Annotated in this window: 19 protein-coding genes and 1 pseudogene; 15 read left to right on the top strand and 5 right to left on the bottom strand. The window is 64.5% G+C overall.

Features of this window, described 5'->3' with window-relative positions; translation table 11 throughout:
• Positions 1-259: 259 nt before the first annotated feature.
• From CUJ90_RS10930 to CUJ90_RS10915, 4 genes are all read right to left on the bottom strand, one after another.
• A complete protein-coding gene (locus CUJ90_RS10930) occupies positions 260-1,270 on the bottom strand; it encodes a TetR/AcrR family transcriptional regulator (RefSeq protein ID WP_244219908.1) in 1,011 nt (336 codons plus the stop codon).
• Positions 1,271-1,524: 254 nt separating this feature from the next.
• On the bottom strand, positions 1,525-2,748 hold the full coding sequence (locus tag CUJ90_RS10925) for an MFS transporter (protein ID WP_114162688.1): 1,224 nt from the start codon (positions 2,746-2,748) through the stop codon (positions 1,525-1,527).
• 263 nt (positions 2,749-3,011) lie between these two features.
• Entirely contained in the window at positions 3,012-3,383 is a 372-nt protein-coding gene (locus CUJ90_RS10920) for a hypothetical protein (protein WP_114162687.1), read from the bottom strand.
• A 151-nt stretch (positions 3,384-3,534) separates the two neighbouring features.
• The gene (locus CUJ90_RS10915; protein ID WP_244219907.1) at positions 3,535-4,398 is read right to left on the bottom strand and encodes a MipA/OmpV family protein; all 864 of its coding nucleotides are present in this window, start codon (positions 4,396-4,398) and stop codon (positions 3,535-3,537) included.
• A 154-nt stretch (positions 4,399-4,552) separates the two neighbouring features.
• On the opposite strand from CUJ90_RS10915, the gene CUJ90_RS10910 reads away from it, so the two are divergent.
• From CUJ90_RS10910 to CUJ90_RS10870, 8 genes and pseudogenes are all read left to right on the top strand, one after another.
• Positions 4,553-5,275 (top strand): response regulator, encoded by a 723-nt coding sequence (locus tag CUJ90_RS10910; protein ID WP_114162686.1) that lies wholly within the window; start codon positions 4,553-4,555, stop codon positions 5,273-5,275.
• Positions 5,272-6,621: a sensor histidine kinase gene (locus CUJ90_RS10905; RefSeq protein ID WP_114162685.1), complete on the top strand. Its 1,350-nt coding sequence runs from the start codon at positions 5,272-5,274 to the stop codon at positions 6,619-6,621. The genes CUJ90_RS10910 and CUJ90_RS10905 overlap by 4 nt, the downstream gene beginning before the upstream one ends.
• A gap of 121 nt (positions 6,622-6,742) precedes the next feature.
• Positions 6,743-7,192: a cyanase gene (gene cynS, locus CUJ90_RS10900; protein WP_114162684.1), complete on the top strand. Its 450-nt coding sequence runs from the start codon at positions 6,743-6,745 to the stop codon at positions 7,190-7,192.
• Between the two features lie 25 nt (positions 7,193-7,217).
• Complete coding sequence (locus CUJ90_RS10895; protein WP_114162683.1) at positions 7,218-8,063, top strand: DMT family transporter; 846 nt, start codon at positions 7,218-7,220, stop codon at positions 8,061-8,063.
• Between the two features lie 262 nt (positions 8,064-8,325).
• Positions 8,326-8,502, top strand: a pseudogene (locus tag CUJ90_RS10890) (SAM-dependent methyltransferase); the annotation flags it as partial.
• Positions 8,503-8,808: 306 nt separating this feature from the next.
• Positions 8,809-9,453 (top strand): hypothetical protein, encoded by a 645-nt coding sequence (locus CUJ90_RS10885; protein WP_114162682.1) that lies wholly within the window; start codon positions 8,809-8,811, stop codon positions 9,451-9,453.
• Between the two features lie 594 nt (positions 9,454-10,047).
• The gene (locus CUJ90_RS10875) at positions 10,048-12,228 is read left to right on the top strand and encodes a TonB-dependent receptor (RefSeq protein ID WP_114162681.1); all 2,181 of its coding nucleotides are present in this window, start codon (positions 10,048-10,050) and stop codon (positions 12,226-12,228) included.
• 66 nt (positions 12,229-12,294) lie between these two features.
• On the top strand, positions 12,295-12,978 hold the full coding sequence (locus CUJ90_RS10870) for a Fe2+-dependent dioxygenase (RefSeq protein ID WP_073429902.1): 684 nt from the start codon (positions 12,295-12,297) through the stop codon (positions 12,976-12,978).
• 57 nt (positions 12,979-13,035) lie between these two features.
• Here CUJ90_RS10870 and CUJ90_RS10865 read toward each other — a convergent pair whose 3' ends face one another.
• Complete coding sequence (locus tag CUJ90_RS10865) at positions 13,036-13,659, bottom strand: nitroreductase family protein (protein ID WP_114162680.1); 624 nt, start codon at positions 13,657-13,659, stop codon at positions 13,036-13,038.
• A gap of 280 nt (positions 13,660-13,939) precedes the next feature.
• Between CUJ90_RS10865 and CUJ90_RS10860 the strand changes: the two genes are divergently transcribed.
• The 7 genes from CUJ90_RS10860 to CUJ90_RS10830 all read left to right on the top strand — a co-directional run bounded on the left by CUJ90_RS10860 (position 13,940) and on the right by CUJ90_RS10830 (position 24,324).
• Positions 13,940-14,170 carry an MbtH family protein gene (locus tag CUJ90_RS10860; protein WP_073429904.1) on the top strand — a complete coding sequence of 77 codons (231 nt, stop codon included), beginning with the start codon at positions 13,940-13,942 and terminating at the stop codon, positions 14,168-14,170.
• An 18-nt stretch (positions 14,171-14,188) separates the two neighbouring features.
• Entirely contained in the window at positions 14,189-15,016 is an 828-nt protein-coding gene (locus CUJ90_RS10855; protein ID WP_114162679.1) for a thioesterase II family protein, read from the top strand.
• An 80-nt stretch (positions 15,017-15,096) separates the two neighbouring features.
• Positions 15,097-16,533, top strand: coding sequence for a cupin domain-containing protein (locus tag CUJ90_RS10850; RefSeq protein WP_114163527.1), 1,437 nt, complete (start codon positions 15,097-15,099; stop codon positions 16,531-16,533).
• 178 nt (positions 16,534-16,711) lie between these two features.
• Entirely contained in the window at positions 16,712-17,707 is a 996-nt protein-coding gene (locus tag CUJ90_RS10845) for a YqcI/YcgG family protein (protein ID WP_114162678.1), read from the top strand.
• Positions 17,708-17,807: 100 nt separating this feature from the next.
• Positions 17,808-19,454: a cyclic peptide export ABC transporter gene (locus CUJ90_RS10840; RefSeq protein ID WP_114162677.1), complete on the top strand. Its 1,647-nt coding sequence runs from the start codon at positions 17,808-17,810 to the stop codon at positions 19,452-19,454.
• 17 nt (positions 19,455-19,471) lie between these two features.
• On the top strand, positions 19,472-20,290 hold the full coding sequence (locus CUJ90_RS10835) for an ATP-binding cassette domain-containing protein (RefSeq protein WP_073429908.1): 819 nt from the start codon (positions 19,472-19,474) through the stop codon (positions 20,288-20,290).
• Positions 20,291-20,526: 236 nt separating this feature from the next.
• Positions 20,527-24,324, top strand: coding sequence for a condensation domain-containing protein (locus CUJ90_RS10830; RefSeq protein ID WP_244219906.1), 3,798 nt, complete (start codon positions 20,527-20,529; stop codon positions 24,322-24,324).

Raw genomic sequence — 24,324 nt, 5'->3', positions numbered from 1 at the left:
CATGTTGTTTTTTTAAAGCTGACGGTTCGGTTCGGTTGCTTCGCCTGGACGCCTGGGCGACGACTTTGCCGGGCGGCCTGCTCGCGGCTTCGGGTCGCGCCTGCTTGCGCTTCGCGTCCAATCACCAGTTCGGCAGCGTGACGTCGCTGAGATGCGGGACCTGGATGTGCGGCGCGGGTAGACGGCGCTCACGGCGTTCGGCTGTGGACCGGCCGGTTCCTTAAGGTATATCGCCCGCATTCTCCGTGCCGCTTCCTCGCTAAGCCGCCCCTTGCGACGCATGATGAAACGAGTTCGCCGGGAGATTGCCGCCAGCGCGCTCGGTTTCCGGCATGGAAGCAGGTGGCGGTCGCTTACCGCCTTGCGCCTGCTGCGCGTCTGCCGCCGCAGCCGCAGCGGCTGCACCAGCACCAGCACCAGCACCAGCACCAGCACCAGCACCAGCACCAGCACCAGCACCAGCACCAGCACCAGCATCCGCATCCGCATCCGCATCCGCATCCGCATCCGCACCCGCACCCGCCGCACCCGCACTCGGGCATTCGCCTGTATCCGTCAGGCCGCTTTCGGTGGCGTCGCCCAGCACCGCCGCGAATGCGGCCAGTTGCGTGCTGTCCGGCAACGGCGCCTTCAGCGCGGCGACCATCAGCGAGGCGAGGCGCGCGATCAGTTGCAGGTCGTTCATCGACTTGCCCTGCGAGAACTCGGCAATCAGGTCGTCGGTATCGGCGCCCGCCAGCACGCCGGAGAGCGCGCCGATCGCGAAGTGCAGACGCCAGCCGAGTTCCTCGCGCGGCAGATGCGGCAGCGCGCGCTGGAACGCATCGAAAAAGCGCACGGCCACCGACTCGTAGTGCGCCTTCAGAAAGTCGCGGATGAACGCCGACGGATCGGTATAAGCGCGCCCCAGCAGCCGTAGAAACGCCTTGCCGCCGGCGCGCGGATCGCGTGAGAGCCGCAGCGCCGGAATGAACATCGCGCCGAGCACGTGCTCGCAGGTGAGCCGCGCGCCGAGCATCTGGTCGAAGCGGTCGAGCAGCTTGAGCCGCTCCTGGTTGAGCCGGTCGAGCCGGCGCGACAGCATCGCGTGAATCAGCGATTCCTTGCTGCCGAAGTGATAGTTGACCGCCGCGAGATTGACTTCGGCACGCGAAGTGATCTGACGCAGCGACATCGCCTCATAACCGCATTCGATGAAGAGCGTTTCGGCGGCGTCGAGGATGCGGGACTTCGTGTCGCCGGCATGCCGGCCTGTCGTGCGAACTGCCATGGGCGTCTCCTGGTTGCCGGCCGTGCGGCCCGCGAACAAGCGATTCAAGTGCGAATTTGAAACAGGCGTTTTTTTGAGGATAAGAAGGATGACGATGGCGATCAAGGCCGTCCGTGGACTAACTCCTCTAGAGGACCCGACGAAGGCCGGTCTTGTCGTGACGCGCGGCGCGTCGGAGCGCGCGGAAATGAAAAGGCCGTTCCGATCGTAATCGGAACGGCCTCGCGGGGCTTGCTTCTCCCAGGCGGACTGTTTCAGGTGACGCGTGCCGCGACCTGTCGTGCCGACTGCGTCATGTCGATGCCGCGGCGCTCGCGGCTGAACGGAATCAGCGCGGCGATCACCAGCGCCACGATGCCGATCACCACCGCCATCACGAGCGCGTAGTTGTTGCCGTGCGCTTCGGCGGCGCTGGCTTGCAGCGGGCCGTTGACCGAGGCGATCAGATTGCCGAGTTGATACACGAGGCCTGGGAACGTCGCGCGAATTTCGTCGGGCGAGATTTCATTCAGGTGCACCGGAATGACACCCCATGCGCCTTGCACCGAAATCTGCATGAGAAAGGCGCCTGCCGCGAGCAGAACCGGCGTGCTCGAGAAAGCCCACAGCGGCAGCACCGGCAGCGCGATCAGCGCGGCGATGAGGATCGCGCGCTTGCGGCCGATTCTCTCCGACGCGAAACCGAAGAACAGTCCGCCGATAATCGCGCCGACGTTCAGCGTGATCGTGATCCACGAGACGGTATGCGCGTCGAACTGATGCTGCACGCGCAGGAAGGTCGGATACAGGTCCTGCGAGCCGTGCGAGAAGAAGTTGAACGCGGTCATGAGGACGATCGCATAGAGCGACAGCCCGACATTGCGCTTGAGCGTGGCGACGAGGCCCGGACGCGCCCGCTTTTCGAGCGTCTGGAAGGCCGGCGACTCCGGCACGTGCGCGCGCACGTACAGCACGAGCAGCGCGGGCAGCACGCCGACGAAGAACATGCCGCGCCAGCCGATGTATTGATAGAAAACGCCGAACACGACCGACGCGAGCAGATAGCCGCTCGGATAACCGGCTTGCAACAGGCCGGAGACGGCGCCGCGCGACTTCGGCGGCACGGTCTCCATGGTCAGTGCGCCGCCCACGCCCCATTCGCCGCCCATCGCGATACCGAACAGCGCGCGCAGCACCAGCAGGGTGATGAGATTCGGCGAGAAGCCGGACAGCAATTCCAGCAGCGAGAAGCACGCGATGTTGACCATCAGCGTGGGGCGACGGCCATACTTGTCGGCGAGCCAGCCGAAGATCAATGCGCCGACCGGACGCATCATCAAGGTCAGCATGATGCCGAACGCGACCGCCGGGATATTCGTATTGAATTCCGCCGCGATATCTTTCAATACGAACACCATGAGAAAGAAATCGAATGCGTCGAGTGTCCAGCCGAGATAGGCGGCGATCGTGACGTTTCTTTGTTCCCGTGTCCAACTCATTGATTGTTCTCCAGAGTCCCCCAGATACCCGTTCAACCGCGGGCGGCTATGCGAGCCGTATGCCTGTGGCATTGGCTTCGAGCGAGTGTACGCCGACTGTCAAGCGCTTGCATTGAATCGAACAGGCGAATATCCGGATTAATCGCAGCGCAATTGACTTACACAATCTCAATGCAGGGTGAATGTCGGAGAGATGTAATTATCGTATTAATGGCGTTGAATTTTAGTTTGGTTTTTGTAATGTATTTTTGGTGTGTCGCCAGCTATTCCGGTAAGGCTGACCTGAGCTTTTGGCAGGGGGCAATGCTTCTCGCGTATTCCAGCGCCTCGACCAGCACCTCGACTTCCTGCCGTGTTTCATCGAGCTTCTTGCGAAGCTGCCGATTCTGTTGAAGCGCTTCCAGGAGATTCATGCTCTCGGCCAGATCGTTGCTCCACAGCGCATCTGTTTGGCCCAGGTTCGACGTCCACGCTTTCCAGCCGGAGAGGACGCTGCCCGCCAAACCCGAGCCAGGGACTTCGTTGGGCCGCAAGCCCCCGCGAGCGACATGCCGGCTGTCCATGCGGTCGCTTTCCGCGCTCTCGTCGAAGGTGGCGTGGCAACGCTGTGTTGTGCGAGACGGACCAAACAGCATCGAGCTGCTCCTGTGAAATGCGAAGCCAGGCGCGAGGCCGCTAAAGGCAAGCGGCTGCGTTTGGCCGGGTTTGAGCGAGTCTGAGCGGGTTTGAGTCGATAACGAGCGTGCTCCGGCGGCCCAAGCGCCGGACCACGCGACATGACCGGCTTTACTTGAATTGATACATGTAGCCCAGCCGGGCCGCGGGAATGAAACGCTTGCCGACGAGCGGGCTATCGGAAATGCCGCCGCCGAGATGGGTGACCTGCAGATCGAGGCTGACGGACTGCTGCTGCGTGAGCCGGTAAGCGACCCGCGTCCCGATGGTGGTGTTCAGCGTGGATGTCCCGTCGTAAGCCGGCCGTCCCGCACGCGCCTCCGACTGCGTCACGCCATAGTAGTAGTCGACGTATTTGTCGCTCAGCCACCTCGTGTCGACATGCGGTTCGACGGTCCATTTGCCGAATTCGAAGGCTTTTCTAAAGTCGACGGCGGCCTGCTGCCCTTTGTTTCCGCCGACGAGGTAACTGGCGGTCAGCGTGCCGAATCCGCTCTGCCACCCGAGTGCCGGGCCGTACCAGAAGGTGACGCTCTTCCGGTTCTCCATGCCGTTGAGGATCGGCGCGTCGGAGCCCTTGTAGCCCTCCAGAATGCCCACTTTGCCACGCAGGGCCAAGGTGACGCCGTTCCATTGCCCGACTTTCAGATCGAGCGTCGTGGCGAACGCGCTGATCCATTTGTTATCGACGTAGAAAAGCGGAATCGGCGTGATCCTCGCGCTGTCGCCCTTGTACGGCGAGGGTTCGATACCGACGCCGGCGCCCAGTCCCCAGTGGGTGACGTTGGTGGCATTGCTCAGGACGGTGAAGCCGGAATCGTCGGGATTGGTCGCGTTCTGCGCCCGGACGCTGCCGGAACCCAGCATAAGCGAGGCGGCGGCCAGCAGCGCCCGGTATTCGCGGCGACGATTTTTTCTCGCGGCATGCGCCAATGCGGCGCCTTCACGCCGCGCCGTTTTCGATGAAATTGCCATTCAGGAACCTCCAGTCGGGGAGCCCGAGATTACGCAGGAGATTCAACGGCATGATGTGCGGTTTTTTACGGCGCCGATACAATGTGTCGCCCCTGAAATACTGGGGATGAACGGCTGACATCAATCGTCGGGCCGCTCCGGTTAGCATTTGGGAATGACTGATATGCCGCACGTACTGGTGGTTGACGACGAGGAGGACATCCGGTCCTTGCTGACCGGCTTTTTGCGCAAGCATGGCCACGAGGTGAGCATCGCGACCGACGGACACAGCCTGTTCGCGGCACTCGATGTCCAGCACGTCGATATCGTCATTCTGGATGTCATGCTGCCGGGCGAGGACGGCTTCAGCCTGTGCCGGCGGATACGCGCAACCTCGAAAGTGCCGGTCATCATGCTCACGGCGGTGGCGGATCACGTCGATCGGGTAGTGGGTCTCGAGATGGGCGCCGACGATTACCTGGTCAAGCCATTCGATGCAAGGGAACTGCTCGCGCGAGTCAAGGCCGTGCTGCGCAGGACGACGCAAACCGGGGCCGCGGTGGTGGGCACCCACACCAGACCGGTACTGTCGTTTGGCGGGTGGCGTCTGGATATCGCCCGGCGCGAACTGCGCTCGGCGGACAACACACTGATCATTCTTTCCAGCAGCGAATTCGATCTGCTGCTCGTGTTTGCCGAGCACGCTCAGCGGGTGCTGACGCGCGATCAACTGCTCGACCTCACGCGCGGGTCGTCGCACGAGGTCTATGACCGGAGCATCGACGTGCAGGTCGGCCGTCTGCGCCGAAAACTCGACGCCGACGCCGAAACGCCTTCCGTCATTCGTACGGTTCGGGGCGGCGGCTATATGTTCACGCCAGCGGTTCGACGCGGATGAGCATCCGGTTGCGTCCGCCGGACACCATCGCGTGGCGGATTGCGCTCACGGTCGGCGCGGCCATCATCGGCGTGCTCGGGCTCGCCGTGCTCTTTAGCCAGCTTGCCGGTCCGACGGCCCGAGAGACCGCGTTGCTCGACCGGGCCGACGACACGGTCCGCATGATCGATGCGGCGTCGGCGATCGATCGCCCGCGACTGGCCCGCGCGGTGCAAATCGAGTCCAACCGGGCCGAATGGTATGCGGCCAACTCGACGGTCGCTCGCAGCCTGGCCGTGGCGCAACCGCCCGATGCGGATTCCGATCTGTCCAGGTGGTTTCTGATCGAGGGTCGCCAGCGTCCTCGCGTATTTTTCAGCTCGGACGATCCGCTCTCCGCCGGCATCCGGTTTGATCGCGGTCAACATTCCCGCGCCTATTTTCTTGCCGTTGAACTGCGCGACGAAAGCTGGGTTGTCTTCATCGCCACACAGCGTGACTGGGGGTTGCTGCAACCCCGCCAGATCGCCGTGGCACTGGGATGTGTCGGGTTGTCGATTCTCGCGGCGTCGGTGCTTGCGACTTACTTTCTCTCGAAGCCGATCCGGCAGTTCGCGGACGAACTGCGCCGCATCGGCGGCGATCCGCGCGCCGGTCCCGTCCGCGAAACCGGGCCGGGAGAACTGCGCGCGGCGATCGCGGCGTTCAACGCATTGCAGGCGCAAGTGCGCAAATTCGTCGAGGACCGAACGGTGATGCTCGCCGCCATGTCGCATGATCTGCGCACGCCGCTCACGAAGATCCGGCTTCGCGGCGAGTTCATCGAGGACGACGAGCAACGGGCGCGCCTCTTTCGCGACGTCGACGACTTGCAGGCGATGGCGGACTCGGCCCTGTCCTTTTTCAGGGACGACTACAAGGACGAGGAGACCACGGTTTTCGATTTCGCGGGACTTCTGCGCACCATCACCGACGATTATGGCGACCAGGGGCAGCCCGTCTCGTATGCCGGCCCCGATCGCCTCGCGTTCAACGGGCGGCCGTTCTCACTGCGGCGGGCGTGCATGAACCTCGTCGACAATGCGCTGAAATACGGCCATAGGGCGGAGCTGCAACTGAACCATTCCGCGACGGAAATCGTGGTCGAGATCAGCGATCGAGGCGCCGGCATTCCGCCTCACGCGCTCGAGCAGGTATTCGCGCCGTTCTTCCGCCTCGAGCAATCGCGAAACCGCAGCACCGGAGGGATGGGCCTGGGACTGACATCGGCGCGCGCCGTCATCCGCGCTCATGGCGGCGATATCGCGCTTCGCAACCGGGAATGCGGGGGATTGCAGGTTAGTGTGACCTTGCCGCTGATATCGTGATTGCAGGGTGTCATACTCGAATCGACGCAGATGCGCCCGAAGCGTGACGACAGACGAGGTAATCGGCACGACCGTGCCGGCAATGAAGACAACCGCCCGATATGTTCAACAGGAGCACGCCATGATTTCCAGCCGCAGTGAAGTGACGCAGATGATCGTTTCGACGAAAGTCGCGCGAGGTCTCAAATGGAGCGGGATCGCGGAGCGCATCGGCGCGAGCAAGGAATGGACGACGGCCGCGTGTCTCGGGCAGATGACGTTCACGAAGCAGCAAGCGGAGATCGCCGGCGAGATCTTCGGTTTGCCCGACGAGGCGGTGGCGTGGCTGCAGATCGTGCCGTACAAGGGCGCGTTGCCGACCGCCGTGCCGACCGATCCGCTCATCTACCGGTGGTATGAAATCGTCAACGTCTACGGCACGACGATCAAGGAATTGATCCACGAGGAATTCGGCGACGGCATCATGAGCGCGATCGATTTCTCGATGGACATCCAGCGCGAAGCCGATCCGAAGGGCGATCGCGTGAAGGTGCTGCTGTCCGGCAAATTCCTGCCTTACAAGACCTATTGACAGCCTGTTGACAGTGAAGCGGTCCATGCCGCGTACACGAATCGCCGCGCTCACGACGCTCGCCATGATCGCGTTTGCGGGGAACTCGTTGCTGTGCCGCCTGGCGCTGAAAGGCGCCGGGATCGATGCGGCGACGTTCACGTTGGCGCGGGTGGTATCCGCCGCGCTCACGCTCTGGTTGATCCTGCGAATACGTGGTGCGTCGCGCGGCATCGCAGGCAACTGGTATTCGGCATTTGCGCTTTTTGTCTATGCAGGCGGATTTTCGTTCGCATACCTCGGCCTGCCGGCCGGCACCGGCGCGTTGCTGCTGTTCGGCGCCGTGCAGGCGACGATGATCGGCTACGGCCTTTGGACGGGAGAGCACCTGCGCGTGCCGCAGTGGGCCGGGCTGGTGTTGGCGCTTGGCGGTCTCATCGGGCTCGTTCTGCCGGGCATCTCGGCGCCGCCTCTGGGTTCGTCCCTGTTGATGCTGGGCGCGGGCGTCGCGTGGGGCGTTTATTCGCTGCGCGGCAGACGGTCCTGCGATCCGACAACCACGACCGCCGGGAACTTCCTGCGCGCCGTGCCGTTCGCGGCGGCGGTGAGTATGCTCACGCTTGCGCACACCTCGTTCGAACAATCCGGACTGATGTACGCGATCCTTTCCGGGGCAGTGACCTCCGGCGTCGGCTATGTCGTCTGGTACACCGCCTTGCGGGAATTGAAAGCGGCTACCGCGGCCACCGTGCAATTGAGCGTACCGGTCATCGCGGCGATGGGCGGTATCGCATTGCTCGGGGAACCCTTGACGCCGCGCTTGCTGGTCGGGTCGGCCGCCGTCCTCGGCGGCATTGCATTGGTGGTGGCGAAAAAGCAGACCGTCGGATAGCGACACTTGCGTGTCGATCGGCCTCGCGCATGGAGATCCGCTCGAGCGCTGTCGGCGGACCTGAGACGGATGCAGTCCGGCGCCGGGTTCGGGCAGGTGATATTCTTTCTGCTCACCGCGTTTCCACATGCGGATGCTGTGTGGAACATCCCTTCGTCAGTCGCTCGCGAGGCGCGACATCCTCATTCTTTTCCGCATGGCGCGGCACGGCGCGATGCGTCGACTCGAAGCGAAGGCGAACACCAACACAGGATTGAACGTGATGCACGACAAGCGAGATGTGGCGCCGGACAGCACGGCAGCGCGCGTCGCGTTGTGGCGCGCGCTGCATGTCGAGGCCGATCCGCCGCCGCATGTGCTGGAAGACCGGATCGGCCTCGCGTTGCTGTCGCCGGACGAGGACTGGCGCCTCCGCGCAGATAGGGACCCGCGATTCACGTCGTATCTCGGCGCACGATCTGACGCAACGCTACTTCGCCAGCAGGACAGTTGAGTTGCGCCCGCCAAGGAATGCGGAGGCATTGCTGGTGGTAAGCACCTGGCTGGGGGGCCGTGTCGATACGTTTGCGCTGCAAAACACCGGGTTGTGGTTCGGGCACGGCAATGCGGAAGGACCGCGCCGAGCACGACAGAAGACGTCGACGCGGCCATGCTCACGCCGCGCGCCTCGGCTTCCCGTTTACAAGTCATATAGCGAGTCATAGCGATCAGGCGTTCGTGAGAGCGCCTTTCAGCGGAGAGGTCAATGAAAACAGGGAAACCAAAACGGACTCGTCGGGATGCGGACGGTCTGTTCCCCGGCTTGCAACAGAGCGGCGTCAATCGGGCGAGCCGCCCTGATAACCCGTTCGGACATGAAACCTTGCAGCGGGCCGCTCGCACCGATCGTGACGAGGCCTCACTCTGGAAAGACAATCTCATCACGCTGCCCATGGCGATCGAGTTGCCCCCTGGCTATAAGTCGGTGTCTCATGTGCGCGACGTGATGGCGCGCGTATGGCGGGTGAAATGGCTTAGGGAAACCAGCAATGAGGTCGTTGCGGATTTCCCCGAGGGTTGGTCCGCCGTTCGTCCGAAAAGCGGACCCGTGGAGTTGCGCGATCCGGCCGGTATCGTTCGCGGCGTCCATGGTTGGGCGGAAGACGCCGAACTCAGGATCTTGCCGCGGTATCGGGTGGAATCGCAGGAGAACAGTTCGAGCGGGCTCGGCAGTTTGCTTGTTCGCGACCGCGAGACTGGGCAGATTCTCGAACGGTCGTCGCAGTGGTCGGCGCAGACCGGCACCCATCATCCGGACTGGGCGAGGCTCTCCGCATGGCTCGACTCGCACTATCCGCTTCATCGCGATCCGCTGCGGTTATGGACGGACTGCGAAAGCAATCCTGGTTGAGCGGGGAAGTGCCTTGCCGGTCGTTGGCTTGTCTGATGAAAGCCGATGTGTTGTAAAAAGGTTCGCGTGCCGTGATTTCTCGCCGATTGCCGAGGCCGTGCGCTCGCACTGTGTCGGCTTTTAGAAAGCTTGAGCGGAGCGCTTGAACGCACCTGCGATGTGGCGTCTGTCTCGCGCCGAAAGGCTCGATCAGTCGTATCGACTCGCTCACGTTTCATTGCGTTGCCCGAACTAACGACTGGATGCGGGACCTTGCGCCTCGTTTGATAATCATCCGATTATTGCGGCCATTATTTGCGAAGGGCGCCTTGGCGCATGACGTGCGTTCACCTAATCCTTGACCGAGGCGCGAGTTGTTTACGTTTGCCCTTCATCGGTAATATTCAGAAACAAATTTATTACGGCCAGTAACGCAACGCGCAATTGATGCGCCGTTATGCGTATGGAATGATAGCGGCTCTCATTTAGACACCAGCCAGCCATCCCGTCGTCCTCAACTTTGTGGAAGACCGGCAGCCAGCCAAACTGCCGACTTGTCATCGATACCGTGCTTTTCATGCGGATCTGGCAAGCACACATCTGACGGGATTTCCAATGTTCAACCACACGCCGCTCGCGACTGCGTTAGCGCTAGCTTTTGCCGTTCCGTTCGCCTCGCCTGTACTCGCACAGACCGCTTCATCAACTCCCGTGCAATCGTCGCCGTCCACCAAGGCGGCTGACACTACGACGCTGCCGGCCATCGGCGTCGCGGCCCAGGCCGAACAACAGGATTTCCAGGCGGAACGCTCGACCGTGGGCGCGAAGACGCCGACGGCCTTGCGCGATATTCCGCAAACCGTCACCGTGATCAACAAAGCCGTGCTGCAATCGCAGGGCGCCACCTCGTTCCAGGATGCGCTGCGCAATGCGCCGGGCGTGACCATCGGCGCGGCCGAAGGCGGGCAGATCGGCAACAACGTCAATCTGCGAGGCTTTACCGCGCAGAACGACATCTACCTGGACGGCTTTCGCGATCGCAACCAGTACTACCGCGATACGTTCGATCTCGAACAACTCGAAGTGCTGTACGGTCCGTCGTCGATGCTGTTCGGCCGCGGTTCGACCGGCGGCGTGATCAATCAGGTGAGCAAGAAGGCGAATCTCAAGGACTCGGCGGAAGTGTCGGCCATGATCGGCACCGACGACCGCTATCGCACGACCGTCGACGTGAATCACAAGCTGACGGACACCGCGGCGATTCGCGTCAACGCATTCGGTCAAAGCCTGGGTTCGACGCGCGACGTGATGAAGAACAAGGATTATGGCATCGCGCCGCAAGTGCGTTTCGGCATCGGCACGCCGACCGAAATCACGCTGTCCGCGCTGATCCAGCATAACCGCGACATGCCCGACTACGGCGTGCAGGCGTTGAACGGCCATCCGGCGCCGATGCCTAAAAACACCTTCTACGGCCTGACCACCGACCGCACCGTTCAGGACGTGCAGATATTCACCGCCGGCATCAAGCACAAGTTCTCGGACAGTCTCACGCTGAGTAACCAGACGCAGTTCTCGCATTCGACGACCGACGCGCGCGAAACCGCGCCGCAAGCGGTGTTGACCGGTCCGCTCGCCACCAGCCCCGCGCTGAGCAAGGGCAATTACACGACGTTGTCGCCGTCGCAACTGTTCATCAAGTTGCAGAGCCATGATCGCGTGATCCAGAACCGCTCGGTGTACAACGACACGATGCTCGAATACAAGTTCGACACCGGCCCGCTCAAACACGATCTGATCGCCGGCTTCGAACTCGGCCACGACAGCTATTCGAACCAGGCGTATACGCGCAACAATTTGCCGGTCGTGTCGATGGTGAATCCGGCGTATCTGTCGTCGCCCGCCGGCGTGACCACGATCACCGCCAACCACGCCGACTCGGGATCGAACGAGATCGGCGCCTATCTCAACGACACCGTTTCTATCGGCCACGACTGGAAGCTGATCGGCGGGCTGCGTTGGGATCGCTTTCAGGCGCAGATTCACAACACGGTCAGCTTGCCGGGCTACGCGACGCAAACCAATTTCTTCACCAGCGTGCGCGCCGGCGCGATTTATCAGCCGACCGACTGGCAGTCGTATTACGTGTCGTATGGCACGTCGTTCAATCCGTCGCTCGAGGCGCTGACGGTGACCAATCTGACGCAGAACCTCGCGCCCGAGTCGACCCGGTCATATGAAGTCGGTGCGAAATGGGATCTGCTCGGCGGCAATATCTCGGTGACCTCCGCGTTCTTCCGCGAGGAAAAGACCAACGCGCGCACCCAGGTCTCGCCGACCGAATACGAGCTCGACGGCAATGTGCGCGTCGACGGATTCCAGGCGGGCGTCACGGGGCACCTCACCGACAAGTGGCAAGTGTTCGGCGGCTATACGTACATGGACGCGATCATTCTCAAGGCGCGCGACGGCAATCAAGGTCATGTCCCGGCGAACACGCCGCGCAATACGCTGACGTTCTGGACCACGTATGCATTGACGCCGCATTGGGAGATCGGCGGCGGGCCGATTTATATGTCGCCGCGTTATGCGTCGAACACGAACTACGTGCGGGTTCCCGGCTATACGCGCTGGGATGCGACCGCCGCTTATCATGCGAAGAAATTCGACGTCAGGCTGAATCTGCTGAACCTGACCAACAAGCAATACTACGACGCACTGATTCCATCGGATGGCGGCCGTTCGGTGCCGGGCATCGGGCGCACGTTACTGGCGACGTTCGACTACCGGTTCTGACCCGGCTCGATTGAAACCGCGGGCTTGCGCCGCCGCACGGGCAAGCCCGCATACAGGACACTCAAGATGCTGCTGCATATACCGAATGTGCTGGATGCCGGGCAATTGCGCTTTCTGCGCGAGCGGCTCGACACGGCGGGCGACGCGTGGGTCGACGGCCGCGCGACGGCGGGCTACCAGGGCGCGCCGGTCAAGCGCAATCAGCAGATCGCCGAGCACTCGCCGGTGGCGCGCGAACTTGGCGACGTGATCGTCGCGTCGATCGAGCGCAATCCGCTATTCATCAGCGCGGTGCTGCCGAACCAGGTGTACCCGCCGCTCTTTAACCGTTATGAAGGCGGCATGCAGTTCGGCAGCCACGTCGACGGTGCGGTGCGAGTGCTGCCCAACGGCGTGAAGCTGCGCACCGACGTGTCGGCCACGCTCTTCATTTCCTCACCCGATGAATACGACGGCGGCGAACTGGTGATCGAGGATACCTACGGTGTGCAGCAAGTGAAATTGCCGGCCGGCGACATGATCGTCTATCCGGCCACGAGCCTGCATCAGGTCACGCCGGTGACGCGCGGAGTGCGCGTCGCGAGCTTTTTCTGGGTGCAGAGCCTCGTGCGCAGCGATACGCAGCGCGCGTTGCTGTTCGATATGGACACGGCGATTCAACGCCTGAATGCCACTCAGGCCGACGACATTGCGCGCCGCAGTCTCGTCGGTTGCTATCACAATCTTTTGCGGGCCTGGAGTGAAACCTGAGCGATCGCTCAAGGTTTGTTTGCGACCTTCTGAGCCGACAAAAAATCGTATAGGCGTTCAGACTGACATGCGTCCAAGCCACTCGCGAACGTAGCGGGAGTGCGGCGGCCGCACCGCCGAGTGCTCGCGAGACTTCGGCTTGCCGACGAACAGAAAGCCCAGCACGCGCTCCGACGGTTCGAAGTCGAGCGCGGCCTGCAAGTTCGCGTCGTAAGCATCGGCGCCCGTTGCCCAGAAGCCTCCATAGCCGAGCGCATGGATAGCGTTGAGCATGTTCATCGCGGCCGCGCCGGCCGAAAGCAACTGCTCCGTTTCCGGAATGTGCGAGTGCGCCGAGGGCGCCGCGGCAATAACGATCACGAGCGGCGCCGTATATGCGAGTTGCCGACGATGCTCGTGCTCCGCGCGGGGTTTGCCGGGCTCGCGGCGTGCCGCCACATCGACGAGCACATCGCCGAACTCGGCGCGCGCGTCGTCGCGTATCAGCGCGAAGCGCCACGGACGCAGCGCGCCATGATCCGGGGCTCGCATCGCGGCATCGAAGATCAGATCCAGTTCGGTATCGTTCGGGCCCGGTTCGGTCAGCGGCCAGTACGACTGGCGCGAGAGCAAGGTGTCGAAGAAAGCTTGCTGCGATGGTGAAGCGGCGTCGCCGCTGGGGCGGATCTGCGAGGTATCCATAACGGTCGGCTCCGAGTTTCGATCAGCGAAATCATGACGACAAACCCGCGATAATGCAAATGATTCTTATTTGCTTGTCTGACGAAAGATTTTGTCTTAAGCTTCGTTTTCGATTGCGGCAGGCACAAAAGATCCGAATTGGCATGCGTGTTGAATGACGCGTGAATCAACGCGAACCGGTGGCGAATCGGTGGCGCTTGCGCAAAGCGGAGCGGCAAAAAGGCGGCTGAAGTGCCTTCATCCATCAACCAGACGCAGACAATTTCCACTCGGAGGCGCAATGAGCTGGGGTGACGAAAACAGCAATTTCGTTGTCGTTGTAAATCATGAAGAACAGTATTCGATCTGGCCGGACTACAAGGCCATTCCTGCCGGCTGGCGCGAGGCGGGGAAGTCGGGCAAGAAGGACGAATGCCTGCAATGGATCGACGAGGTATGGACGGATATGCGTCCGCTGAGCTTGCGCGAGGCGCTGGCCGACAGCGCGGCGCAAGGCGTCACCAATGCGTGAGCCGCGGGCATCCAGTCGATGACCACGCCGAATCGTCCAACGCACGCGCCGAGCGCGCTAAACCTGGTGTGCCTCGCGCACGCCGGCGGCAGCGTGGCGCTGTATCGGGACTGGCAGCGTCGGCTGCCACCGTTCGTGCAGGTGCGCACGCTCGAATTGCCCGGCCACGGCATGCGCCGTTCGGCGCCGCCGCATACCAAATGGCCCGCGCTCATCGCGCAACTCGCGGATGAACTGCTCGCGCTCGTGGCCGGCGGCGCGCCGTTCGCGTTGTTCGGCCACAGCATGGGCGCGCTCGTCGGACTCGAACTGATGCATGCGCTGCGGCAACGCGGCGCGCGTGCTCCCGTCTGGTTCGGCGCATCGGCCACCGTATCGCCGGCGCGGCGCAAGCACGAAACACACTGGCTCACCTGTTCGCGAAGCGAAATGATCGACTGCCTGCGCGAGCGTGGCGGCACGCCCGCCGAACTGCTCGACGACGCCGATTTCATCGACTTCATGCTGCCGCTGCTGCGCGCCGACTTTCACTTGTGCGGCGCGCATCCGGCGCGGCTCGCCGGGCGCGTCGTCGCAGAGGCCTGCGCATCAGCCGCGCTCGACTGTCCCATCGACGTATTCGTTGGCCGCGACGACCCCGCCACGTCCAACGCCGAAGACGTCGGCGCATGGGCGCAACAGACGCGCGGCGCATGCGCGGTGCACGAGTTCGACGGCGGACATTTCTTCATCGACACAGCGCGCGAAGCCGTACTCGCCGTCGTTGCGAACGCGCTTGCGCAACATGTACGACATACGCCGAGCGCCGTCGTCATGACGAAACCGTTGACCGGCGCATGCGCGTGAGTTCCTCGCGCGAGCCGCTTCGCAACCATCACTCGCAGTATTGAGGCAATCCGGATAAGGACCGAATGACCATGAGCACCATGAGCCAGGCTTCGCTGCCGATCTTCGATTTCTCACCGTTCGTTGGCCAGAGCGAGCGCTACGTGGCGCTCATCAAGCAGTTCGCGGCCGCGGAGCCGTTCCGCAGCGCGACCGTCGACGAACTGCTGCTCGACGACGATTTCCATCGCCGCCCGCTGCGTCCCGAGGACTTCGAGTTCCTCAAGTTCATGAAGCCCGTGCGTCGGCACAACGTGAGCCGTCTTCCGGCGCTCGCGTCGGGCCGCACGCTGATGTCGATCTACGAGCTCGACGTCGCGCGTGCCCCCGCGAGCGGCGAGCCGGCCGAATGGCAACGCTTCGCCGATTTCTATCGTGAAGAGACGCGCGTGCTCGGCGCGCAGATCGCGCCGTTCCTCGAAGCCTACGCGTTCGAATATCTGACGAACGACATCGACACGAACGAAAGCGTCGATGCGGTGAGCGCGCGTCTCGCGCACATCGTCGACGAGGAACTCGCTTTCTGGTCCGCCACATTCGAGCGGCTGATGCGCAACGACTACCTCGAGGAAGGGCTGCGTTTCAGCATGGTGCAGCGCTGGTCGCTCGCCGTCTCCAAGCGGCGCGCGCTCGCACGCGCCGCTGCGAGCGGCTTTTTCGACATGCTCGCGCCCGACGAACGCCCGAGCCTGCATCGCGAGGCGCCGGACGACGCGCTGCTCGAACGCGTCGCTGCGGCGGTCGGCGTCACGCGCCGGCAGCACGCCTACTGGCAGTTCTATCTGCCGACCAGCACCGCGAAGTGCAACCTGCTGTATGCGCTCGCGCGCCGTCCGGATCGCGCGTTCGGCCTGATCGGCGCGGCCTTCGCGGCCGAGGCCGAGTGGCTCGCGTTCGGCCTCGCGCTGGAGCGCGCCTGCGCGCATCTGCAACCGGCCGGCCGAGCCCCGGCTGATCCGTCAGCACTGAAAGTCGCGCTCGAACAGCGCTGTGCGCGCGCGTTGCGGCGCATTGCCGACGGTTCCGGCGACGCCGCGCGCGCTCAGTGCGTGCAAGGCATCGTCGCGGGCGAGCGGCTTGCCGAACGCGGGCGCTGGGATCTCGGCGAGCAACTGCGCTGGCTCTCGTCGATTCGCGACTACGTGGCTTTCGCGCACCGCATCAGCTCGCGCATCGACGCGGAGTGTCCCGGCATCGACCGCGAGACCTTCGTCGAGCCGCACGAAATGTGCTCGACGACGCACGTTCACAACGATCACCGTCTCGTCACGATCGAGGAGGGCGACATGCTCTTCTGGGGCAACGTCGGCATGCAGCTCGCGATGCACAAAGGCGACATGGTGCTGATTCCTGATGGTCGTCTGCACGGCTCGACGGTGGTCTCGGGCGAATGCACGTATCACCAGCCGATCATTCCCGACGACTGGATCGAGGCGCTCGTCGCCGAGCTGGACGAACCGGTGGCAGCCTCGACCTGATAGAGGCGCGGTTTGGTTGCAAGTTGCACAACGCGGCACAACGCGGGCGCTCACGACGGAGATCGACAACAAAGGCGCCTCTTCCCCACGACAGCAGTATCGACGTCCCGGCCGATCGGCCTGGGATGCCTCGCGCGTTCGACGCGCGCAACAGTGGGTCAGGAAGAGAGAGCGAACGATGGAAGCAGGCAATAGTGCTATCGCGCAGGCCGATCGATTCGAGGTCAGCGACTGGAAAAGCCGGATCATCGCCGGCAGGGCGACGGGTGCGGCGGTGTCCGCGCCCGCGTGGCTGGACGCTTCATATGCAACGCTGCGCGAGCAGGTGCTCGATCCGGCTTATCCGTGCTTCTTCGGCACGATGGCCGAGCGGCGCGGCGAGATGTTCTACTCGTTCGTCGACGGCCGCGATCTGCGCGATCTGCCCGCGACGATGCAAACCTTCGCGGAGCTCGCGCTGCAACCGGAATACAGGAGAAACAACATCGCCGTGTTCTTCGAGCCCGATCCCGAGCCGCTTGCGCACGAGGCGTACCAGGCGCTTTTCTGGGGCATCCTGCAGCGGTTGCACGACGTCGATCCAGATCCGACGGCGGACCAGCAGCCGGACCCGATGGACGAAGCCTGGGAGTTTTCATATGCCGGCGTGCAGATGTTCGTGGTGTGCGCGTGCCCGTCGTTTCGCGCGCGCCATAGCCGCAACCTCGGTCCCGGCATGGTGCTGCTGTTTCAGCCGCGCTCCGTGTTCGTCGATACGATCACGAACAAGGTCATCGGCCGCGAGGCGCGCAATCAGGTGCGCAAGCGTCTGGAAACGTGGGACGAGATTCCCGCGCATCCCGATCTCGGCTTTTACGGCGATCCCGGCAATCTCGAATGGAAGCAGTATTTTCTCGACGACGCCAACGCGCCCATCGACGACCGCTGCCCGTTCCTGAAACGGCGCAGGCAGGCACAGCAGGCGTCGCCCGCCGACGCACAGCCGGCGCAGACAGCCTGGCGGCATGCGTCGCGGGACGAGGCTTCAGGCGCGCACATGGCGCATGCCGCACACAGGCCGCATGAGCCGCACGCGCCGCACGTGCCGCACGTGCCGCACGCGCCGCACGACGGGCGCAACGAACACGAAAGACCCTTCGCGCATGCGGGCGCCGCGCGAGGCGACGATAACTGACGCGGCCGGCGCGCGAGGATGTTTGCTGGCGCCGGTGGCATTCGCTACCATGAGCCGGCCCGCGGTCCTCCCGCACCGACGCCGCAACGAAAGGAGCTTCATGTCCGTACTTTTGCAACTGGTCAGCAAGTCCCGCTGGATGCTCGCCGCCGCGCTCGTTGCAAGCGTGCTCGGCGGCCTCGGCAATGCCGCGCTGCTGGCCCTCATCAATCAGGCGCTGGTCGCGTCGTCGGCGGAACTCGCGCGGCTCGGCTGGCAGTTCCTCATGGTCGGCCTCGCCGTGCTCGCGATGCGCGCTCTCGCGCAGTCGCTCTTCATGTGGCTCGGCCAGCAGGCGAAGGCGACGCTGCGCATGCGCACGATCCGCCGCATCGGCGACGCGGCGTTTGCGCACCTGGAAAAGCAGGGCGCGGCCAGGTCGCTCGCGGTGCTGACGCAGGACCTCGACACGATCGTCGTGTTCTTCGTCAGCCTGCCGTCGCTCGCGATGCAAAGCGCGGTGATCGTCGGCTGTCTCGCGTATCTCGGCTATATGTCGTGGCCGATTCTCGCGGTCGCGATCGTCACCATCGTGCTCGGCATGACGGGCTTTCGCTACGCTCACAGTCGCGCGATGTTTCATCTGCGCGCGTCCCGCAAGCGTGAGGACGATCTGGTCAAGCACTTCCGCGCGCTCTTCGACGGCGCGAAGGAACTCAAGCTGCATCGCGCCCGCAGGCGCGCGTTCGTCGAGGACACGCTCGCCACCAACGTCGAGGCGGTGCGCGTGCAGCGCACGCGCGGCTACATGCTGTACGCGGCGGCGACGAGCTGGGGCAACTTCATTCTGTTCGCGTTCATCGGCCTCACGCTGTTCGTGTTCGCGCGTTACATCAAGGTCGATTCGCACGTGATGTCGGGCTATGCGATCGTGTTCGTCTACATGATCATGCCGATCGAAGCGGTGCTGTCCGCGATTCCGGGCCTCAGTTCGGCGCGCGTCGCGCTCGAACGCATCGAGCAGGTCAACGCGGAGTTGCCGCCGGAAGTCATGCTCGAGCCGCCCGTCGCGGCGTCGTTCGACACCATCGCGCTCGACGGCGCCACGCACCGTTATTTCCGCGAGAAGGAAAACGAGGTGTTCACGCTCGGGCCGATCGACCTCACGTTCCGGCGCGGCGAGCTCGTCTATCTGATCGGCGGCAACGGCAGCGGCAAGACCACGCTCGCGAAGATGCTGGTCGGCCTGTACGTGCCGGAGAGCGGCCGCGTGCTGCTGAACGGCGAACCCGTCGACGAGGCGCGGCGCGACGCCTACCGTCAGTATTTCTCGGTCGTGTTCAGCGACTTCTTCCTGTTCGACACGCTGCTCGGCATGCACGGCGACGGCCTCGACGCGCTCGCGCAGCAGTTGCTCGTCGACCTGCACCTCGACCACAAGGTCACCGTCAAGGACGGCGCGTTTTCGACGCTGGATCTCTCGCAAGGGCAGCGCAAGCGGCTCGCGCTGGTGGTCGCGTATCTGGAGGACCGGCCGTTCTACGTGTTCGACGAATGGGCCGCCGACCAGGACCCGCTCTTCAAGGACGTGTTCTACAAGCGCCTCTTGCCCGAACTGAAGGCGAAGGGCAAGACCGTGCTCGTCATCACGCACGACGACCGCTATTTCCATCTTGCCGAGCGCTTCATCAAGCTCGATGTCGGCCAGATCGTCGAGGACGGCTCCGGCGCCGCGCATGCGGCCAGCCTCACGTCCGCTTATTCCTGATCAGGATTTCACCTCACATGAACGCCAACCCGTCCGTTTTTTCCGCTCACGTCGCGCACGGCGAACCCATGTACGAACTCGACGGCGTGTCGTTTAGCATCGGCGAGCGCGTGCTGCTGCATCCGCTTGCGCTCACGCTGCCGAAGGGGCGCGTATGCGGCCTGATCGGCCACAACGGCTCGGGCAAGTCGACGCTGCTCAAACTGCTCGCGCGTCAACAGCCGCCCACGGCCGGCACGCTGCGTTTCGCGGGCCGCCCGTTGCGCGACTGGGAGAACCGCGAGTTCGCCCGTCAGGTCGCCTATCTGCCGCAGCAGCAGCCCGCCGCGAGCGGCATGACGGTGCGCGAGCTGGTCGCGCTCGGCCGCTATCCGTGGCACGGCGCGCTGGGCCGCTTCACCGGCGTCGACGCTGAAAAGGTTCACGAGGCGATGCAGTTGACCGACATCACGCGTTTCGCGGACCGCGCCGTGGACAGCCTGTCGGGCGGCGAGCGGCAGCGCGCGTGGATCGCGATGCTCGTCGCGCAGGACAGCCAGTGCCTGCTGCTCGACGAGCCCATCTCCGCGCTCGATATCGCGCATCAGATCGAAGTGCTGGATCTCGTGCGCGACCTGAGTCAGCGGCGCGGTCTGGGCGTCGTGGTGGTGCTGCACGACGTCAACATGGCGGCGCGTTTCTGCGACGACCTGATCGCGCTGAAGGGCGGCCGCCTGCTCGCAAGCGGCGCCGCGCCGGAACTGATCGAGGAACAGATGCTGGGCGCGATCTACGGCGTGCCGATGGGCACTGTCGCGCATCCGCGCGGCGGCACGCCGATCAGCTTCGCGTATTGACCGGCAGGCGTCGTCGGGCGCTTGGCATCCACACGATGCAAGGCCGGCGGCGCGCCGCGATCGATACGACACAGACATAACGGCGTTCCCAAGAGACGCCTTGCTTTCCCCGCAATGACGAAATTCACGCCGCCGGCGCAGCGCATGCGACGGCGACGGCTTGCCGTGCGCCGCGTTCAAAGGCGTCGCACGGCGATGATGGCCGCGCGGCGCGCGGCAAATCTCGGGAGGCGAGGATGTCTGTTATCAATACGCCGCGCCACGATGGCGCGGAGTCACATGCGGCGAACCGGGTTGCTCAGGACGATGCGACGGCCCGTGCCGCAAGCAACGCGCGGACGGCCAATGCGGCCAACGCGGCCAACATCGCCGTGGCGCCCGCGACCGACCTCGTGTCGGTGATGAAGCTGCATGTCGCCCAGCGCCCGCACCAACTGGCGGTGCGTTTCCTGGCCGACGGCGACGCCGACGCGCGCGAGCTGACGTATGCGGCGCTCGACGCGCGCGCGCGCCGCTTCGCAGCCGTGCTGCGCCGGCACGGCGCGCCGAACGACCGCGTATTGCTGATGCTGCCGAGCGGGCTCGATTACATCGTGTCGTTCTTCGCTTGCCAATACGCGGGGATGATCGCGGTCCCCGCCTATCCACCCGAAGCGCTGCAAAGCGGGCACATCGAACGGTTGCGGCGCATGTCGCAGGATTGCATGGCGCGCATCGCGGTGCTCGACCAGGCGTCGCACGCTTTTTGCGGCGATGCCCAATCCGACTTGCCGCTCAACGGCGCGACGCTCGTGTCGCCCGACGAGGGCAGCGATGATGCCGGTTTTTGCATCGACCGCGCAGACCCCGGCGCGATTTCATTTCTGCAATACACCTCCGGTTCGACCTCGTCGCCGAAGGGCGTGATGGTGAGTCACGCGAACGTGTGCGCGAACGTCAGCGCGATGTCGCGCGGCATGGATTGCCGCATCGGCGGCCGCATGTTTTCCTGGTTGCCGCTCTATCACGACATGGGGCTGATCGGCAGCGTGTTGATGCCGGTGCTGTGCGGCTTTCCGGTCACGCTGATGTCGCCGCTGCATTTTCTCGAACGCCCGGCGCGCTGGCTCGCGGGCATCGCACGCGAACGCGCGACCGTGACGGGCGGTCCGGACTTCGCTTATCGCCTCTGCACCGACCGCGTGCGCGATGCGCAACTCGCGGGACTCGACCTCTCCTCGTTGCGCGTGGCGTTCTGCGGTTCCGAGCCGATCCGGCAGACCACGCTCGATGGATTCGCCACGCGCTTCGGCAAGCACGGCCTCGATCCGCGCGCGATGTACGCGTGCTACGGGCTGGCCGAGGCGACGCTGTTCCTCACGGGCGTCGAGGTCGGCGCGGGCGCGCCCGAAACGCGCTTTTCGGCGGCGGCGCTGGCGCAGCGCTCGCCCGTCGCGCGGCCTGCCAACGATGGCGATGACGACGGCAAGGCCGTGGTCGGTTGCGGCGCGATTGCGTTGGGCCATGCGCTCGCCGTCGTCGACCCCGACACGCGCGAGCGTTTGCCGGAGCGCCGCGTCGGCGAGGTCTGGTGCGGCGGCCCGAGCATCACGCAAGGCTACTGGCGCAACCCCGAGGCGACGGCCGCCGTGTTTCTCGACGACGCGCCCGGTTTTCCGGGGCGCTGGCTGCGTACCGGCGACCTGGCTTTTGTCGACGGCGGCCAGCTATTTTTCTGCGGACGCCGCAAGGACATGATCGTGCTGCGCGGCGAGAACGTGTATCCGCAGGATCTCGAAACGGTGTTGGCGGATCGCGTCGAATGGCTGCGCCGTGGCCGCGTCACCGCGTTCGCGGTGGAGACCGCCGATGGCGCCGAGGCGATCGGCGTGGCTGCTGAAGTGCCGCGCGGCAGGGCGCGCCAGGTGGCGCCCGAAACGATTTTCGCCGCGATCGCCGCGGCGCTCGGCGAGGCGTTTCAATACGAAGCGGCGTTGATCCTGTTGCTGGAGCCCGGCGATCTGCCGCGCACGTCGAGTGGAAAATTGCAGCGCAGCGCCTGCGTGAGCGCGTGGCAAAGCGGCGCGATCGTGCCGTTCGCGATACGCGACGCAAGATCGGCGCAGCCGCAAGCCGGCGTCGCGAACGCACTGGCGACGGCCGCTTCCGGCGACACCTCGACGCCGACCGCGCAAGCCATCGCGCAAGTGTGGAGCGAAGTGCTCGACGTGCCCGCGCCGCGCGCGTCGGACGACTTTTTCGCGCTCGGCGGCCGTTCGCTGCTGGCGCTGAAGGTCGCGTCGCGCTTACGCGCGCGTTTGGGGCGCGACGTGCCGGTCGGCCTGCTGTTCAGCCACCCGACGCTCGCGAGTCTCGCCGCCGCGCTCGATGCCTGGTGGGCCGCGCCGTCGCATGCCGCCGGGCCGGTCGCGGCGCTGACGCGGCGTGAGGAAAGCGCCGCGCCGCTCTCACTGCCGCAAGAACGTCTGTGGGTGCTCTGGCAACTCGAACCGGACAGCCCGGCCTACAACATTTCCGCCGCGCTCTCGTTGACGGGCCCGCTCGACGCCGCCGCCGCGAAAAGCGCGCTGGATGCGCTGGTGCGTCGTCACGAGATGCTGCGCACGCGCTTCGACGATATGGGTGACGCGCCGCGCCAGATCATCGCGCCTGCTGCGCAGGCCGCCGATGCATGGCGTTGGGAAACCGTGGACGCGCGCCACGCCACCCCCGCGGAATTCGACGCGCAGTTGCGCCGACGCGCTCGCGAGCCTTTCGATCTGACGCGTGGCCCGCTGTTTCGAGCGACGCTGTTTGAATGCGGTGAGCGTGGTGAGCGCGGTGAATGCGATGCACGCGGTGAACACGGTGCGCGTGGCGAATACGATGCACGCGGTGAACATGCCGCACGTGGTGAACGCGATGCACACGGTGAACATGGCGCACGTGGTGAATACGATGCACACGGTGAACATGGCGCGCGCGGTGAATACGACGCACGTGGCGAAAATGGCGCACGCGGTGAATGCGATAAACATGACACCAGACGTCATGTGCTGCATTTCGTCATGCATCACATCGTCTCCGACGGTTGGTCGATCAACGTGTTGCTGCGCGATTTCGCGGCCGGTTATCGCGCGGCGCTGCGCAGCGGCACTTCATCGCTACCCACGCTGCCCGCGCCGGCCGTCCAATACGCCGACTACGCCGCCTGGCAGCGCGAGCGGTTCAGCGGCGACGGCGCCGCGCAACTCGATGCGCAACTCGACTACTGGCGCAGCCGTCTCGCGGGCTACGACACGCCGCTCGATCTGCCGACCCTGCACGAGCGCGGCCGTCCCTGCGACCCGCGCGCCGCTCGCATCGCCGCGCAAATTCCCGCCGCGCTCGCTGTTCGATTGGAGACGCTCGCGCGCTCGGAAAACGCCACGCTTTTCATGGTGTTGCTCGCCGCGTTCGCCGCGCTGCTGTCCCGCTACAGCGGCGCGCAGGATGTGGTGATCGCGGTGCCCGTCGCGGGCCGCGACCGGCTCGAGACCGAAGAGCTCATCGGCTTTTTCGTCAACACGCTGGCGATGCGCGCATCCGTGAAGGGCGCGAAGCCGTTCGCGGCGCTGCTGCGCGAAGTGCGCGACGACAGCATCGACGCACAGGCGAACGCCGATGTGCCGTTCGAGCGCGTCGTGGCCGCGTTGCCGTCCGCGCGCCGCGCGGGCGGCACGCCGCTCGCGCAGCTCAAGTTCGTGCTGCACGACGAATTCGACACCGCGCTCGATATCGACGGCGTGCGTTGCGCGCTGATCGACGCCGACGCCAGCGACGCGCGTTTCGAACTCGCGCTCGACGTATGGCGCGAGGGCGCGCACGGACTGCGCTGTGTGTTCGCTTACGCCGCCGAACTCTACGACGATGCATTCGTCGCGCAATTCGCGCGGCACTACGTGGATCTGCTCGAACAGCTCGCCGACACTTCGCAGCGCGCGCTCGGCGAATTCATCCTCGACGACGAAGCGGTGGACGAAATAGCGCCCGTCGCGAGCGCCTACGCGCCTTGA

Origin of the sequence: Paraburkholderia terricola (assembly GCF_003330825.1) — a bacterium.
In the GTDB taxonomy this organism is placed as follows: domain Bacteria; phylum Pseudomonadota; class Gammaproteobacteria; order Burkholderiales; family Burkholderiaceae; genus Paraburkholderia; species Paraburkholderia terricola.
The sequence above is the reverse complement of the archived record's forward strand: the minus strand, read 5'-3'. Positions and strand labels throughout refer to the sequence as shown.